Below are 15,760 nucleotides of genomic sequence, written 5' to 3' on the forward strand. Positions count from 1 at the left end.
ATACCAGTAAAATTTTTCTAGGGATGTCCTTGGAACATTCGGCGTGAAAATAGAAGCGTTAATAGACGTGATTCGTGGTAAATTTAATTCGACAGGAAAACTGCCTCATACCATTCCGGCAAGTCAGGAAGAAGTGGTAAATGAAAAAGGGGATGTACCATTCTTTGATGAAGCCTGTTCCTATGTATACCCGGCAAAATCCTGGGACAGTTATTCTTAAAATAAAAAGGGTGAGGGGGATATTCGAAAAGGAATCACCCCGCACCGGAATACCTTTCTAGTATTATTCCTTAATCGTGATTTTTCGGTTTTTAAATGACCCCGAATGTTCAAGCGTGATATGCACTTCTATTGACTTTATGCTGTCTTCACGGAGCAAGGTGTCCTGATCTTTTAGCTTTTTCCAATCGGATTGATATTTTCTGTAAAGTTGATGCTCCAAGTTTAAAAAATCGATATCATGTGATAAACCTAATTGATATAATTGTCTCACCTCAGATAAGATCCCTTTTTTTACAAACTCCTCCATGGCATCTACATTTATCGTGTTGTTCTTCATGCGATTACTAACAATCCCATTGGCAATGTAGAGGATGGTGAAGCGAAAGTTTTCATCTAGTTTTTCAGGATAGATCTTTACCAATTGGTCCTCAAGAACCGTCAGAAATGCAGGGTTGTTTTTATTTGGCAATAGGATGGAAGCACGTTTAGTCTTCGGAGTCAGCCAACGCATCCCTTTTAAGTTCTTATACGGAAAATAGCCTTTATACTTTTGGTTACTTAGAAAAAACGCTCCATCAATTGCTAGCTTCGCCTCGTTCTTTTTATTATTCTTCCACTGTGTATCATTAATCGTGAGCGAAGGTATATATGTGGTGCGACCTGGTTCAAAAAACTCACGTGCAAATTGATTTAACTTTACGGGATTGATGGTCGAGCTTTGCTCATATGAACTTTCCGGACTATGTAGAATTGTATTCAATGAGGTTTGATTAAAAAATCCAGTAGTTGAGAGAATGTCTACCATCGAGGCCTTAGTCCCGAAAATCCATGGAGTGGGTCGGAACTCATAATAACGAGTCAAACCATCAAAGACACTGCCAAGTCCCTTTTTTAGTACATTTTCGCTCAAAACAATTGCAGTCACATTTGCCCACAGAAATCGTTCTTGTGCAGTATAATAAGCTTTGAAAAATCCATCTATAAACGTTTTCCCTCTCGTCTCGGAAACATAAACCTCAGGTGGGGCTTTATAACCGCCTTCACTTTTGGCAACAGAGCTTAATCCTATCATCTGAATATAAACATAATATTCCCCATCCCGGTAGTCGACACCGATAGCAGTTGCAAAGTTTTGGTTTTCGATTTCACCAATGTCATTCTCACAAGCCGTAACAAAGAGGAGACAAAGAACAAGAATAGTGGGGCAGGCCATCATTGCTTTTCGCTTCATACTACTTTCTCCGTTTCTGAATGAATGAAATGCCGTATTTTTTTCGGTCAAATGGGTTCACAAACAACCCTGCTAAATATTCTTTAAATGTTAACGAGGCAATGGGTTCGAGATATGCTACTGTAAACGACTCCAATTTAGAGAGATAAATAAGAATGCTAAAGAATCCAATAATAAGCCCGTATACTCCTAAAAAAATGGATAGTATTAACGTATAAACACGGAGTATACTTACGGTTCCAACCAATGATTGGTTCACCAGGGTATAGCTTGCCACTGCTGTTAAAGCAATAATAACAATCATCGTTGGGGAAGCGAGCCCTGCTCGAATCGCCGCGTCGCCGATGATAATACCTCCGACAATGGAAACCGTTTGGCCAAGAAAGGTCGGCATTCGAACTCCTGCTTCTCTTAACAATTCAAACAGCCCCAGAATAAAAATTGCTTCAAGTCCGATTGGTAACGGTAACCCTTCGCGTGAGACAACGACAGTGGCCAATAGGGCAAATGGCAGTTGGTCAATATTGACAGAAGCCAGCGAAACCCAGAAGCCCGGGAGGAAAATGGCTGCCACTAAGCCGATAATCCGAATAAATCGTCCAAACAGAACAAGATAGTAAGGGAAATGAACATCCTCAGGTGATTTAATCAACTCTAAAATATTAGTTGGTCCAATTAATACAGAGGGTGACCCATTTACAATTAAAATAAATCTTCCGCGTAACATGCTTTCAATGACAAAATCTGGTCGTGTAACATAATCAAATAATGGAAACAAAGACAATGAGCGATCTGATAGCCATTGCTCCAATTGACCACTGCTGACAACACTTTCGCCATTAAAATCCTTAAGGCGCTTTCTGATTTCCTGAATAATGTTTTGATTGGCTTTATCATTTAAATAAAGCAGCGAAACTTCTGTTTTACTCAGTGAACCTATAGTAAAGTATTCGCAATAAAGCTGTTCAGACTTCATTCGTTTGCGAATTAAAGAGATGTTAATATTCATCTCCTCGGTAAAACTATCCTTTGGTCCCTTAATTGAAACCTCTGTATTCGATTCTTGTGGATTTCGTTGAGGAACCTTGCTAATATCAAACACATGAAAAAACGGAGTCCCTTCCCGGAACACAATCAACGAACCTGAAAACAAAAGACTCACTATCTCATTCGATTTTTTTATATGTTGGACTGGTGGGAGCACTTCAGAATGTCCTCGTGGTTCTTCTTTACTAATACTCAGAAGAATACGGTTAAAATATTCATTTAACTGTGTTGAATCGATCATCCCTTTGCAATAAAAAGCTTGCAAGGTCTCATCTGTTTCAATCGGAATGAATTTTATATCGGCATAAGGAAGAAAAAAACTTTTTACTTCATCACAAGTCAACGTTCCTTTTGCTAAAAAATGATTTAATTGATTCATGTTCATATGCGCTGGATTCCTTTCTTCATTGGCAGGTAGCCAATGATCAATAATACCAACGAAATTAATACCGCACTTATTAAAGCAGCTGGATAAAAGTATTTTCCAATTAACGTTTGCACCCATATATCACTTAACGGAATTAACGGCAATAATCCTAAAAGTAGCGAAGAAACGGCAAACACATGCTTTTTTCTAGAAGCGGATGAATCGCCTTTAACCATATCGGCAAGCAGGTAGAGGCCTAAGGAAACCCGTATGATCTCGCCGCTTAATAATTGAAATACTGCCAAAAAGTCAACATGGGATATATATTCTCCCAAGGTAATAAGTCGCCATTGTTCAAAAGCTGGGAACCGCATACCAGATGCAACAGCTGGTCCAAATGAAGACAGGGAACCCATGGTAGGGCCAAGAATGAGAAAGACTAGAATGGAGATGAGAACGAAAAGGTTGAATAAGGTAAACGATTTTTTTAAATGGTGCTGAAGAAGCAAAAGCACAAGCAAATCCGCACTTCCCCCAAGAATGATGACTGTACCTTTTAAAACGGGGTGATAGCCATCAGCAAGAACAGGGAAAAGATAGGAGTAATCTTTATCTTTAATAGTAAACAAAGCGACAAATATCCCAAGAATCCACACAATTGGCAATAATACAGCTGAAACATAGACAATTGATTTTAATCCACTATAGGCTGACCAAGCACTTATTAGCAGGAAAGGCAACATCACAACAAAGGATGGCGTTCGCGGCAGAAAATAAATATTAATGGATTGAATTAAATCATAAAAAGAAATTGCACTGATCGCAAAAACATAAGCCGCAAGGACGCCAATGATAAAGTGGGAAATCGCGGCCCCCGCACGTACTTTTAACCAGTCATAAAGACATAGTCGTTGATGATTTTTTTTCATAATCAAATAAAGGATAACTCCCCAAAACAGTAAAAAGGCATAAGAAACCAATACACATAACCATGCATCCCGTTTTCCCGATGAAAGCAAATGAGGCATGATGAGCACATGATTGGAAATACCAATAAAAAGGATGAGAACAAAAATTAATTGAGTCCTTGAAAAATGCATATAAACACCACCGAATAAATTCCACTGTTGTTAGGTTTTGTTTGCGTTTCCAAATTATGCATAACAAAGCAAAGAGATAAAACTTCAATAAATAAGGAGCAGAACAAGTTGAAAACGAAAGAATAAGGGGAGGCGAAGAATTACACTCAAAGGAACGGGTGATTTTCTTAGAAGAAGAAGTGTCCTTTTTTGTTGAAGTTATTGTAGGGACTAGGAAGGTTTGCTCTGACAATAACAAATATACGAATGATAAAATAAAAAAATAAATAAATGTTCGTGTTTTATGAGAAAAAAATGCTTGAAATTGTCGAAAACATAAGATATCATAATCAAAAGACAAACGATAAGGGGTTGTAACAGGTGTTCGGTACCCAAACGAAAAAAGTAATGTTACTAGGTTCAGGTGAACTTGGAAAAGAGACCATAATAGAGGCGCACCGTCTAGGACTCGAGACGATTGCGGTAGATCGTTATGAAAATGCTCCGGCCATGCAGGTTGCTCATCGTTCTTATGTGGTGGACATGCTTAATGGAGAAGAGCTTCGTAGAGTGATAGAACAAGAGAAACCAGATTTAGTCGTTCCGGAAATTGAGGCGATTGCTACAGAAACATTGGTGGAGCTTGAAAACGAAGGTTTCCGTATTGTGCCGACAGCTAAAGCCGTGAACCTGACCATGGATAGGGAAGGAATTCGTCGATTGGCAAGTGAAGAATTGGGGCTGCCTACTGCGAAGTACGCTTTTGCGGACACACTTTACGAACTAAGGAAGGCTGTAGAAAAAATCGGCACTCCATGTGTGATCAAACCAATCATGAGTTCTTCTGGAAAAGGTCAAACCATATGCCGTTCGATAGAGGATGCAGAATGGTCTTGGAATGAGGGGGTTGCAGGTGGACGAGGTAAAAAAGCCCGAATGATTGTGGAGGAATTTATCCATTTTGAGTCTGAAATCACGCTATTAACCGTCCGTTCTGCTTCCGGAACAACCTTTTGTGCTCCTATTGGGCATGTGCAGAAAGATGGTGATTATATAGAATCCTGGCAGCCGCATGACATGTCAGAGGAACATATCCAAGAGGCTCAGGATATCGCCAAAAAAGTCACCGATGCTCTTGGCGGGTATGGAGTTTTTGGAGTGGAATTATTTCTAACTCCACAAGGTGTCTATTTTAGTGAAGTGTCACCCCGGCCACATGACACAGGAATGGTTACCATGGTTACGCAAGATCTATCCGAATTTGCATTGCATATAAGAGCCATCTTAGGCTATCCGATTCCAGAAATTCAGCTCATGAGACCTGGTGCCAGTCACACGATTAAGGCAAGTAAAGAAAGTAAGACTTACCAACTATCTGGGGTTGCGGAAAGCCTATCCATTCCTCAAACACAGGTGAGGGTATTTGGAAAACCGGAAACAAAAGAGGGACGACGGATGGCGGTCGCGTTAAGCACCGGAGAATCTGTAAATGAGGCGAGAGAACGCGCCGAGTTAGCAGCTTCTAAAATAAAGGTGAAGTATAACGAATAACATTTTTGCAATCATCGACAACAAGACTATACAATTTGGAAAGTAGGGATGGAAGTTGCAAACAAAAAATCGTTGGTTTATTGCTCTAGCAGCAGTTGGAATTCATATCTCAATCGGTTCAGTATACGCATGGAGTGTTTTTACAAATCCACTTCAACAAGAAATGGGATGGGGATTAAAGCAGATTTCCCTAACGTTTAGCTTGGCTATTCTGTTTTTAGGTCTATCAGCAGCCTTTTTAGGACATTTTGTTGAGAAGTTTGGTCCGAGAGCAGCTGGAACACTAAGTGCTGTGTTTTTTGGAGCTGGAGTTGCAGGGTCAGGATTTGCCATTCAAGTAGAGTCATTGCTATTACTCTATTTATTTTATGGAATGATTGCTGGAATTGGGTTAGGAGTTGGGTATATCACACCAGTTTCTACCCTGGTAAAATGGTTCCCAGACAGGAGAGGACTGGCAACAGGACTCGCAATCATGGGATTTGGATTTGCTGCATTAATCAGCAGTCCGATTATGAATTATTTAATCGAACAATATGGGATTTCTAACACTTTCTATATTCTTGGAGCGTCCTACTTCGTCATCATATTTTGTTCTGCACAATATCTGGCACCGCCTGCATCGGGATGGGTACCTAAGAGCCTAGACGGAGCAGGAGAAAAATCAGGAGCTAGGAAACTCAAAGCGGATCTGCGTCAGTTAACGGCTAACGAAGCAGTTAAAACAAGACAGTTTTGGGCCTTATGGGTGATGTTATTTATCAATATTACCTGTGGTATTGCGATTCTTTCTGTTGCATCGCCTATGGCGCAAGAGCTAGTAGGAATGTCAGCAGCTAGTGCCGCAGCCATGGTTGGAATCATGGGATTATTTAATGGTGGAGGAAGGATTGTTTGGGCCACCATCTCTGATTATATCGGTAGGCCAAACGTTTATACACTTTTCTTTGCTTTTCAAATTGTTGCCTTTTTTATCCTTCCAAGTATGACAGTGGGTATTCTATTTTCAATTATTGTTTATATGATTATGACCTGTTATGGAGGCGGCTTTTCTTCGATCCCAGCCTATATTGGCGATTTGTTTGGAACGAAGCAGCTTGGAGCCATTCATGGATATATTTTGACCGCATGGGCAGCAGCCGGTCTAGCAGGACCGATCTTTGTATCCTGGGTCAGGGAAACAACCGGAAGCTACCAAGGGACATTGGTCATTTTTTCAGGAATTTTTATTGTAGCCCTGGCACTTTCGCTCCTCATTCGTCTTGATATAAAGAAATTAAGAACCATGAACGAAAAACAAATCTTCAAAAATGTGGAGAATTTTTAGGAATTTATTGCTTCTAGATACGTAAATTTATTAAACAAGTGATTGGAAAACTCGCTGAGTGGGCGGGTTTTCTTTAATTTTCGGATGAAGACCCAATCCCCTTAGAAAACCGGATAAAGTGGTCTTCATAAAGGCGATGAAGACCCAATCTCTTAGGAAAACTGGAGAAAGTGGTTTTCATAAAGGCGTCATCGAAAATAAAGTATTAAATGTAAAACCATATCATAAGTATTTGAATTGAAAAGGAGTTTTTTTCTTCGTGTTTCATTTAATCTCCTATTTTCCTCCTTTTAACGAAAGGGTAAAGACAAGGCGAGTGATTATGTTGAAAAAAAGAAAAAACTTACTCGGTTTCCTTTTTAGACAAGAAAAAGCAGCAAGTCTTCAAACAAGAATAATTAAAGTTATCAGTGGAAAACGGACAATCAAATTAACCGTTCACGTTGCTGATACGTTTAAAAAGAGAGAAAAAGGCTTAATGTTTGTTGAACAATTACCCGAAAACGAAGGGATGCTGTTCGTCTATTCAGGAAAAACCTATGGTGGTTTTTGGATGAAAAACACCTTCATTCCTTTATCGATTGCTTTTCTTGATTCAGATGGGAGAATTCTAAAAATACTCGATATGGTTCCGTGTACAGGGGATGAATGTCCAACTTATGACCCCGAACTTTTTTATCAATATGCCCTAGAAGTCAATCTTGGATGGTTTGAAAAGAATCAAATCAAAGAAGGGGATTTTGTAAGGTTTTAAACATATCATCTCACCTCTATGAGTTCTTAGGGGTGAGGTGATTTTTTTAATAAGCATCATTGTTAATTTTTTTAAAAGTAATTAAATTCCCCAGAACTCCTACAAAACCTGTAATTGCAAATACTATTGGAACAATCAATAGACTATCCGTTGATGGAGCTTCTACAATTACACGATATACTCCAAAAAGACAGACAATAAGGGATCCAATCAGTCCAATGAAGACCTTTGTTTTTTTGTTCACCAGCCACACCACCTTAAAATAGTTAATTTTTTCTCCAACAACCTACTTACTATAGATAGGAAGTGATTACCTTTTTGAACAATCGCGCTTACATTTAACTAATCGAGTAACCTTCTATTTATAAATAGGTACACAAATGTTAATAAAACGAACATAGCAACTAATAAAACAGTTTTCTCATAAGGATATTCAATAAAACTATGGACTACCGCCAACAAACCTAACGGCAGGAAAAAACCTCCTCCTACCACTTTCCTCAATAAATCCTTATTTTTTATCATTTTTTCATTGAATCCAGCTAACAACCAAGTTTGTTTTTTCACAGCTACTAGGTATGACACAACTAAGTGGACTATACCAATAATTAACAATTCGTATTCCAACTTAACACCACCTAATTGCTTAATACTTTTTATACGAAACACCAAGATAATAGTTTCATTAATAGATACAGAGATAGCTGTATAGAAAGGACCAATTATTCCTGAAAGTTATCTTAAAGAATGGGAAATGAAAAAGGTTGTTAATGGTGAAATCCATCCTTGGAAAAACGAGTTTTGGAGCCAATTAACAAAACTAAAAGGATCTTCCAGACGAAGATCCTTTTTCAAGAGTTTGCAATAATCATAATATACGTTGTTCAATTTCTTCTGCAATTTTTAATCCAGGAAAACGTCCATCTTCAATGTTTTTTCCAAGGACAAGAGTTAAATGACTCTTGTTTTTTTCTTTTTCACCGACAGGGTAAGAGTAGAATAGGTAGGGGTGGTCGTCGAAAGTAAGTCTTACTTCTTTTTCCCTTCTCATTTTGAAGAGTAAACATGAAAAAAATTGCAGATGAACGTTTAGTATTAAAAATTTAAAAAACATCAGCATTGATATATCATTAAAACTGTTGGTATTCTTGGGATTTTAGGATATGACTTAGTTACAAAAGGCTTAGAAGGGTATGTTTGAGGACAGGGAGAATTTAGTTGGTTATTAAAAGGGGAGAATAGTAATGGAAAAACATTTTGAAGAAGCCCACCGATTTAGTAGCCATAATAGAAAAGGCCTAGAAAAGGATAGCATATGTGGGTGCTTTTATTGTTTGAAAATATATCATCCCAATGAAATTAATGAATGGTGGGATAACGATGACACAGCCGTTTGTCCTCATTGTGGAATTGATTCTGTAATAGGCGAGAGTTCTGGAGCTCCCATAACAGAAGTATTTCTAAAAGGGATGCATAGGGTTTGGTTTTAATTAGCTTGTATTAATAGATTCTTCAAAAAAAAGGGGTCGTTTTTTCTTATTTTTAAAATCGTAGTATTCCTAATTTAATTATAGCACATAAAAAAAGGTCAAAATAGACTATTTATTACCATTTACAACTGCTAAAATCAATAGACATTAATGGTTAGGAGAGATGTGGAATGAGTTCTTTGGTACTCGGTCTTCAGGAGATAGAAAAAACACAGCTTTGGCTCGTTGGCGGAAAAGGGTTGAATTTACGGGAATTATCCAAAATTCAAGGAATACCAGTACCAGAAGGATTTTGTGTGACAACAGTGGGATTTCAAAAAGCCATCGAACAAAACGAAACGTTTCAAGCATTGTTGGATCAACTAATACTGCTAAAAGTTGAGGATCAAGATCAAATTGGGGAAATCAGCAGGAAGATTCGACAAATCCTAATGGAAGTAGAAATTCCTTCCGATGTTGCGAAAGCTGTTTCTGACTATCTCTCCAAGTTTGGCGATAAACATGCTTTTGCCGTTCGTTCTAGTGCAACTGCTGAAGATTTGCCACATGCCTCTTTTGCTGGGCAACATGACACCTATTTAAATATCCTCGGAGAAGAAGCCATCTTGCAGCATATCAGAAAATGCTGGGCTTCCCTATTTACGGATCGTGCGGTCATCTATCGAATACAAAACAAATTTGACCACAGCCAAGTATCTTTATCCGTTATCATTCAAAGAATGGTATTCCCACAGGCTTCAGGGATTTTATTTACCGCGGACCCAATTACTTCTAACAGAAAGTTACTCTCCATCGATGCCAGTATTGGACTTGGAGAAGCATTGGTCTCTGGCTTGGTCTCCCCAGATTGTTATAAAGTACAGGAAGATAAAATCGTCAATAAAAGGATAGCAACAAAAAAATTGGCTATCTTTGCACAAAAAGAAGGCGGAACAGAGACCGTGCCGATCGATCCTAATCAGCAAAAGTCTCAAACACTTACTGACCAAAAAATCGTACAGCTTGCTCGCATCGGTAGACAGATCGAAGCTCATTTTGGCTGCCCTCAAGATATCGAATGGTGTTTGGTTGATAATACCTTTTATATTGTCCAGAGTAGGCCAATCACTACGCTTTTCCCTATCCCAGAGGACAATGATCAAGAAAATCATGTCTATGTATCTGTTGGCCATCAACAAATGATGACAGATCCAATCAAGCCATTGGGATTGTCTTTTTACCTATTAACGACACCTGCACCCATGCGTACAGCCGGTGGAAGGTTGTTTGTGGATGTCACACCTAAGCTAGAAATGGTAGTAAATACCCTGGGTCAATACGATCCGCTCATAAAAGACGCACTTATGACACTTTTAGAGCGCAGTGATTTTATAAAATCGGTATCAAGTGATATAAAAGCACCGAGCCCAAGCAGAAACAATACAAATTTGCTGGCAGAAATCGAAAACCTTCCGACCATCGTTTCTGATTTAATTAAGAGTAATCAAACATCAATAGATGAGTTAAAACAAAACATCAAAACGAAATCAGGCTCGGATTTATTTGATTTTATTCTAGATGATATCCAGCAATTAAGGAAGATCTTATTTGACCCACAAAGTTCTGCTGTGATTATGGCTGCTTTTAATACTGCCTCATGGATTAATGAAAAAATGAACGAGTGGTTAAGAGAAAAAAACGCAGCAGACACACTTTCTCTATCAGTACCAAACAATATTACTTCTGAAATGGGGCTGGCGTTATTGGATGTTGCGGATGTGATTCGTCCTTATCCAGAAGTAATTAATTATTTACAGCAGGTTAAGGATGATACCTTTTTGGATAAAATGGTTAAGTTTGAGGGTGGAAAAGAAAGCCATGACGCAATAGTAACTTATCTCAGCAAATACGGAATGCGTTGTGCCGGAGAAATCGATCTAACGAAAGCACGTTGGATTGAAAAACCCACTACACTTGTCCCATTGATTCTGAGTAACATCAAAACATATGAGCCTGGTGCTGCCAAACGAAAATTTGAGCAAGGGCTGCAGGTTGCTTTGAAAAAGGAACAAGAGTTAGTACATCGATTGAAGCAATTACCTGATGGTAAACAAAAAGCCGAAGAGGCAAAACAAATGATTAGTCTACTACGGAATTCCATCGGATATCGTGAATATCCAAAATACGGGATGATTAATCGCTACTTCGTTTATAAGCAGGAGTTACTGAAAGAAGCCGAACAACTTGTACAAAACAAACTTATTTCTGAAAAAGAGGATATCTACTATCTCACGTTTGAAGAACTTCACGAAGTCGTTCGTACAAACAAACTGGATTACGAGATGATCAGCAAACGAAAAGACGAGTATAAATTATTTGAAAAATTAACTCCCCCACGTGTTATCACGTCCGATGGTGAAATCATTACGGGTCAGTACAAACGAGAAAATCTCCCGGCACATGCGATCGTAGGCCTGCCTGTTTCTTCTGGCGTAATAGAGGGGCGGGCACGTGTCATCTTAAATATGGAAGGTGCTGATTTAGAAGAGGGAGATATCTTAGTCACCTCCTTTACGGACCCTGGCTGGACACCATTGTTTGTATCCATAAAAGGACTCGTCACCGAAGTCGGCGGGCTGATGACCCATGGAGCTGTTATCGCACGTGAATATGGCTTGCCAGCAGTTGTTGGCGTCGAAAATGCTACCAAACGGATTAAAGACGGGCAGCGAATTCGCGTGAATGGTACTGATGGGTATATTGAAATTTTGTAATGGCTGAATACATCCAGATATAATTAGTGACACCGCTTCTGGAGATACCAGAGCGGTGTGTTATGTAATAGAAATAATACTAGGGGCAGCACCAAGATTACTTGACAGACAGTTATGTTGATAAAGGATAATATGAAACTTTTATGTAGAAATAACCGTATAAGTTTAAAAGATTTTATGTGTAAAGGGATGGAATTAATTTGCTCAAAAGGAAAAAGTTATCTTTGCTGTCTGTAACGGCTTTAATAATTCTATTATTTTTAGCAGTTTTAAATTATCATTCATTAAATTATGCAAAAAATGCTTGTATCAATAACAATAAGACTCCTATAATCGATAAGACGTTATTATCAATTAATTGGAGTGTTTCATGCGAATAACAAATGAAGGTCATAGGAGATTCTTTTTGTTATAGAGCTAATAGCAAGAATAATATGGTATTAATATTTAAAATTATTTAAATGGGTGTGATGATTATGAAACGATTTTTAACGGTTTCAATCAGTTATTTTATTACCGGAATTGGTGGTTATTATATTTTTTCGGGTGGCGCTAACTTTTATAGCATTATTATTTAGCAGTAGGTTTATGTGGTATTCTATTTGATGTTTTTCATAAAAAATTGAAAACAGAATGAATTTTATTGTTACTTATTTTAATACATATGTAGTTATTTAAGGAGTAGTGAATAACATGGAAAGCAATTCACCAATAGAAGTACAAACAATCTATAACCAACTATTAGATGCCTGGAATCATCGTAATGCTCGTGCCATGGCGGATTTATTTACCCAAGATGGTGAAAGCATTGGATTTGATGGAAGCCAATCAATCGGCAGGGAGGAAATATTTTCACACCTTCATCCAATCTTTGAGCACCATCCAACAGCTCGCTTTGTTAGCAAAGTGAAAGAGGTACATTTTCTAAGTTCTGAGATCGTAATGTTACGCGCAATTGCTGGTATGGTACCGCCTAAATCAAACGATATTAACCCAAATGTAAACACTCATCACACTCTAATTGTGGTAAAAAAAGATGGAACTTGGCGTATTCAATTATTCCAAAATACTCCTGCCCAGTTTCACGGAAGACCTGAATTAGTAGAACAAATGACAGAAGAGCTTAGAGCTTTATTATAGACGTAGGCGGCAACATAAAAAATGTTTCTTACACTTGTAAGGAACATTTTTTATATTCATAACTGGTTCACTCTTCCTTCTTATCTTTATTCTCACTATTAAGGTTTCTTTTGATTTTTGATTCATTTAATCCATTAAACGTGTTATAAAATAAATTGCTTGTTAGTACAGCTACTCCAGTAACAAGTATACCTTGAACAACAGATTGTATTTCTAGACCATAATAGATGAGACATGCAATAACTGAAAAAAACAACTGTATCCAAGCATGTGTCCATACAGGAATGAAAGGAGTTTGTCTAAGTAACAAGCTGATAATGTATAGAACTGGGACTAAAATCAATGCATCAGACCTTATATACTTATCAAAATTAAGATCCATTTTATCACCTACAGCTTATCCGGGTTTTAAAATAATATATTCTTGATAAAATAACTTGGTTCATCTTGTTTCTTTCATTTAATAAATATTGTTTAATTTGGTAATACACAATTAAAACGAATTCAAGTTTGTCAACAGGTTAGAGCAGGTCTTTGTATTGCCTCGTTTTGAGTGAATAATTTTTCCTGAAAAGGAAAATATATGTGAAAATTGGAGACTAAACATCAACCACCATGAATGATTGAAAAGAGGGAACTTGTTGAAGTTGAAGTGCAGTTTGATAATCCTCGTTTTATCTTTTGTCATCGTTAACCCTGCTGTAAATGCCCAACGTGTTAATCCTCAAGTCGTGGCACGGGTAAAAGCAACGCTTACGATCGACGGAAAAGTATATAAAGATTTAAATTCAAATGGAACACTCGATGATTATGAAAATTGGGAGTTATCGGTTGAAAAGAGAGTCGCAGATCTACTATCTAAAATGGCCCTAGAAGAAAAAGCGGGACTTATGGCTATACCTGAATTTCAAGACATCGAAGGATCTAAAATGGAACAGCACAATAATCTGATCAATCAACATGCTCGATATTATGTATATCGGAAGACACCTGGTGTTGACGAAATTGCCAATACTAATAATCAATTGCAAGAAAGGACGGAGGGAACAAGATTAGGGATTCCAGCCGTTCTGATTTCAAATCCCCGGAATCATTACACAACGATTGCTGATATTACAAATTTAGGAGAAACAGAAGATTATTATGTTACCGCAAAAGATGAGCCTGGCCAATTTACCATCTTTCCTGATTCATTAGGTCTTGCTGCTAGCCGGGACCTTGATTTGGTTAAAGATTTTGCTCAAATTGCACGTAAAGAATGGACGTCTTCCGGTCTTCGTAAAATGTATGGCTACAATGCTGATCTTGCAACACAACCTTTATGGTCAAGGATTTTAGAAACATTTGGAGAAAGTCCTAAACTTGTTTCAGATATCAATTATACGTTAATCAAAGGTTTTCAAGGTGAAGAACTTGACGATACCAGTGTTTCTTTGACAACAAAGCATTTTCCTGGCGGGGGATCGAGATATTTGGGTAAAGACCCGCATTTCGAGGAAGGGAATTTTAATATTTATCCAACAAAAGGGAGCTTGCAAAAGTATCATTTGCCGCCGTTTATCGCAGCCATTGAAGCTGGAACAACTTCTATGCTGCCTTATTATGCTTATCCAAGTAATAAAAGTGCAGAGCAAGGGCTTCCTCCTTATGATGAAAATCAGCAATTTGAAGAAGTTGGTTTTATTTTTAATAAAGCATTCCTCACCGACTTATTGCGTGAGAAACTTGGTTTTAAAGGTTATGTCAATTCAGATACGGGAGCAATTATTGATATGGCTTGGGGAGCTAAACATTTGTCGAGGGAAGAAAGAGTTGCTAAAGCATTGGAAGCGGGTGCAAATGTTTTTTCCGGACAGAAAGATCCACAGCCCATTATAAATGCAGTAAAGCAAGGTTTGGTTAGTGAAGGACAAATCAATCAATCTGTATCCTATTTGCTCACAGAAATGATGGAATTAGGTTTGTTTGAAAACCCGTATGTGGATTCGAAAAGGGCACTTGACGTGGTTAACAATCCCGCCTCAAAAGAAAAGGCAGATTTAGCCCATCGCAAGTCGATCGTTCTATTACGCAATGATCAGAAACTTTTGCCACTAAATGATAAAAAAATAAAAGATATGAAACTTTATGTCGAATCGTTCCCAGCTGGAGAACAGAATGCAAATACGATTGCATTTAAAGAAACTATTCAGAACTATGATCGGGGCATCACTTTAACAGACCATTTGGAAGAAGCAACACATGCACTAGTATGGATAAAACCCAAACAAGATCTTCTTTCGAAGCAGCCAACCATTTCCATTGGACCTGATTCGAATATTCATAACAAAAGCCGGATTATCGAAATTGAGAAAACGGTACCGACGATTACCGTCATCAACTTTAGTAACCCTTGGCTGATTCAAGAAATTGAACCGAATGCGGCGGCTGTCATTGGGACGTTCGGAGTGAAAGCCGAAGCATTAATGGATGTGATTCGCGGAAAATTTAATCCGACAGGAAAACTTCCTCTTACCATTCCAGCAGGTCCGGAAGCTTTAGCCATCGACAGGATGGACGTGCCAGGCTTTGATGAAGACCCTTCCTATGTATACCAAGCAAAAACTGGAGACAAGTATGGTTACGATTTTGGACTAACCTATAATGAGGAGGACAGGAAAACAGAATCCGGTGATTTCTTGAGGAATATCTTTAAAAATTAGGCTAGTTAAAGACAAATGTTGGTTTTTTTTGAAATCCATATGAAGGACAAATCTCACTAGGGACTTTCCTAATTTGTCCTTCATCGATCTTTTGTTG

General features: G+C 38.1%; 14 protein-coding genes. 8 read left to right on the plus strand and 6 right to left on the minus strand.

All coding sequences use genetic code 11. The features are described 5' to 3' along the window. Window positions 1-43 precede the first annotated feature (43 nt). Window positions 44-220, plus strand: a complete 177-nt coding sequence (locus V7108_RS09420) for a hypothetical protein (RefSeq protein ID WP_335519336.1) — start codon at window positions 44-46, stop codon at window positions 218-220. 63 nt (window positions 221-283) lie between these two features. On the opposite strand, the gene V7108_RS09425 is transcribed toward V7108_RS09420, so the two are convergent. From V7108_RS09425 to V7108_RS09435, 3 genes are read right to left on the minus strand one after another with little or no spacing between them, the layout of a single operon-like run. Then, window positions 284-1,453: a Ger(x)C family spore germination protein gene (locus tag V7108_RS09425; RefSeq protein WP_335519339.1), complete on the minus strand. Its 1,170-nt coding sequence runs from the start codon at window positions 1,451-1,453 to the stop codon at window positions 284-286. A 1-nt stretch (window position 1,454) separates the two neighbouring features. Further along, window positions 1,455-2,885, minus strand: a complete 1,431-nt coding sequence (locus tag V7108_RS09430; protein ID WP_335519342.1) for a spore germination protein — start codon at window positions 2,883-2,885, stop codon at window positions 1,455-1,457. Beyond that, window positions 2,882-3,967, minus strand: coding sequence for an endospore germination permease (locus V7108_RS09435; RefSeq protein ID WP_335519345.1), 1,086 nt, complete (start codon window positions 3,965-3,967; stop codon window positions 2,882-2,884). The genes V7108_RS09430 and V7108_RS09435 overlap by 4 nt, the downstream gene beginning before the upstream one ends. A gap of 360 nt (window positions 3,968-4,327) precedes the next feature. On the opposite strand from V7108_RS09435, the gene purT reads away from it, so the two are divergent. The 3 genes from purT to V7108_RS09450 all read left to right on the plus strand — a co-directional run bounded on the left by purT (window position 4,328) and on the right by V7108_RS09450 (window position 7,578). Then, window positions 4,328-5,497 carry a formate-dependent phosphoribosylglycinamide formyltransferase gene (purT, locus tag V7108_RS09440; RefSeq protein ID WP_335568012.1) on the plus strand — a complete coding sequence of 390 codons (1,170 nt, stop codon included), beginning with the start codon at window positions 4,328-4,330 and terminating at the stop codon, window positions 5,495-5,497. 55 nt (window positions 5,498-5,552) lie between these two features. Beyond that, complete coding sequence (locus V7108_RS09445; protein ID WP_335520279.1) at window positions 5,553-6,824, plus strand: L-lactate MFS transporter; 1,272 nt, start codon at window positions 5,553-5,555, stop codon at window positions 6,822-6,824. Window positions 6,825-7,149: 325 nt separating this feature from the next. Next, on the plus strand, window positions 7,150-7,578 hold the full coding sequence (locus tag V7108_RS09450; protein WP_335520276.1) for a DUF192 domain-containing protein: 429 nt from the start codon (window positions 7,150-7,152) through the stop codon (window positions 7,576-7,578). 46 nt (window positions 7,579-7,624) lie between these two features. On the opposite strand, the gene V7108_RS09455 is transcribed toward V7108_RS09450, so the two are convergent. Together V7108_RS09455 and V7108_RS09460 are read right to left on the minus strand one after the other, a co-directional pair. Continuing rightward, complete coding sequence (locus V7108_RS09455; protein ID WP_335568013.1) at window positions 7,625-7,822, minus strand: hypothetical protein; 198 nt, start codon at window positions 7,820-7,822, stop codon at window positions 7,625-7,627. A 98-nt stretch (window positions 7,823-7,920) separates the two neighbouring features. After that, window positions 7,921-8,205, minus strand: a complete 285-nt coding sequence (locus V7108_RS09460; protein ID WP_335568014.1) for a DUF3784 domain-containing protein — start codon at window positions 8,203-8,205, stop codon at window positions 7,921-7,923. Between the two features lie 617 nt (window positions 8,206-8,822). Here V7108_RS09460 and V7108_RS09465 point away from each other — a divergent pair. The 3 genes from V7108_RS09465 to V7108_RS09475 all read left to right on the plus strand — a co-directional run bounded on the left by V7108_RS09465 (window position 8,823) and on the right by V7108_RS09475 (window position 12,961). Next, window positions 8,823-9,068 (plus strand): cytoplasmic protein, encoded by a 246-nt coding sequence (locus V7108_RS09465; RefSeq protein WP_335515734.1) that lies wholly within the window; start codon window positions 8,823-8,825, stop codon window positions 9,066-9,068. A 170-nt stretch (window positions 9,069-9,238) separates the two neighbouring features. Next, window positions 9,239-11,821: a phosphoenolpyruvate synthase gene (gene ppsA, locus V7108_RS09470; protein WP_335568015.1), complete on the plus strand. Its 2,583-nt coding sequence runs from the start codon at window positions 9,239-9,241 to the stop codon at window positions 11,819-11,821. Between the two features lie 693 nt (window positions 11,822-12,514). Next, on the plus strand, window positions 12,515-12,961 hold the full coding sequence (locus V7108_RS09475; protein ID WP_335520014.1) for an SgcJ/EcaC family oxidoreductase: 447 nt from the start codon (window positions 12,515-12,517) through the stop codon (window positions 12,959-12,961). 67 nt (window positions 12,962-13,028) lie between these two features. Here the strand turns inward: V7108_RS09475 and V7108_RS09480 are convergent, their stop codons facing one another. Next, window positions 13,029-13,304: a phage holin family protein gene (locus V7108_RS09480; RefSeq protein ID WP_335568016.1), complete on the minus strand. Its 276-nt coding sequence runs from the start codon at window positions 13,302-13,304 to the stop codon at window positions 13,029-13,031. 298 nt (window positions 13,305-13,602) lie between these two features. Between V7108_RS09480 and V7108_RS09485 the strand changes: the two genes are divergently transcribed. After that, on the plus strand, window positions 13,603-15,663 hold the full coding sequence (locus V7108_RS09485; protein ID WP_335568017.1) for a glycoside hydrolase family 3 protein: 2,061 nt from the start codon (window positions 13,603-13,605) through the stop codon (window positions 15,661-15,663). Window positions 15,664-15,760 lie beyond the last annotated feature (97 nt).

It is taken from the genome of Neobacillus vireti, from assembly GCF_036962345.1.
Taxonomy (GTDB): domain Bacteria; phylum Bacillota; class Bacilli; order Bacillales; family Cytobacillaceae; genus Neobacillus; species Neobacillus vireti_A.

Coding starts and splice junctions, on each gene's coding strand:
- ppsA (WP_335568015.1), top strand. CDS start 9,239: ATGAGTTCTTTGGTACTCGGTCTTCAGGAGATAGAAAAAACACAGCTT.
- V7108_RS09475 (WP_335520014.1), top strand. CDS start 12,515: ATGGAAAGCAATTCACCAATAGAAGTACAAACAATCTATAACCAACTA.
- V7108_RS09425 (WP_335519339.1), bottom strand. CDS start 1,453: ATGAAGCGAAAAGCAATGATGGCCTGCCCCACTATTCTTGTTCTTTGT.
- V7108_RS09465 (WP_335515734.1), top strand. CDS start 8,823: ATGGAAAAACATTTTGAAGAAGCCCACCGATTTAGTAGCCATAATAGA.
- V7108_RS09435 (WP_335519345.1), bottom strand. CDS start 3,967: ATGCATTTTTCAAGGACTCAATTAATTTTTGTTCTCATCCTTTTTATT.
- V7108_RS09430 (WP_335519342.1), bottom strand. CDS start 2,885: ATGAACATGAATCAATTAAATCATTTTTTAGCAAAAGGAACGTTGACT.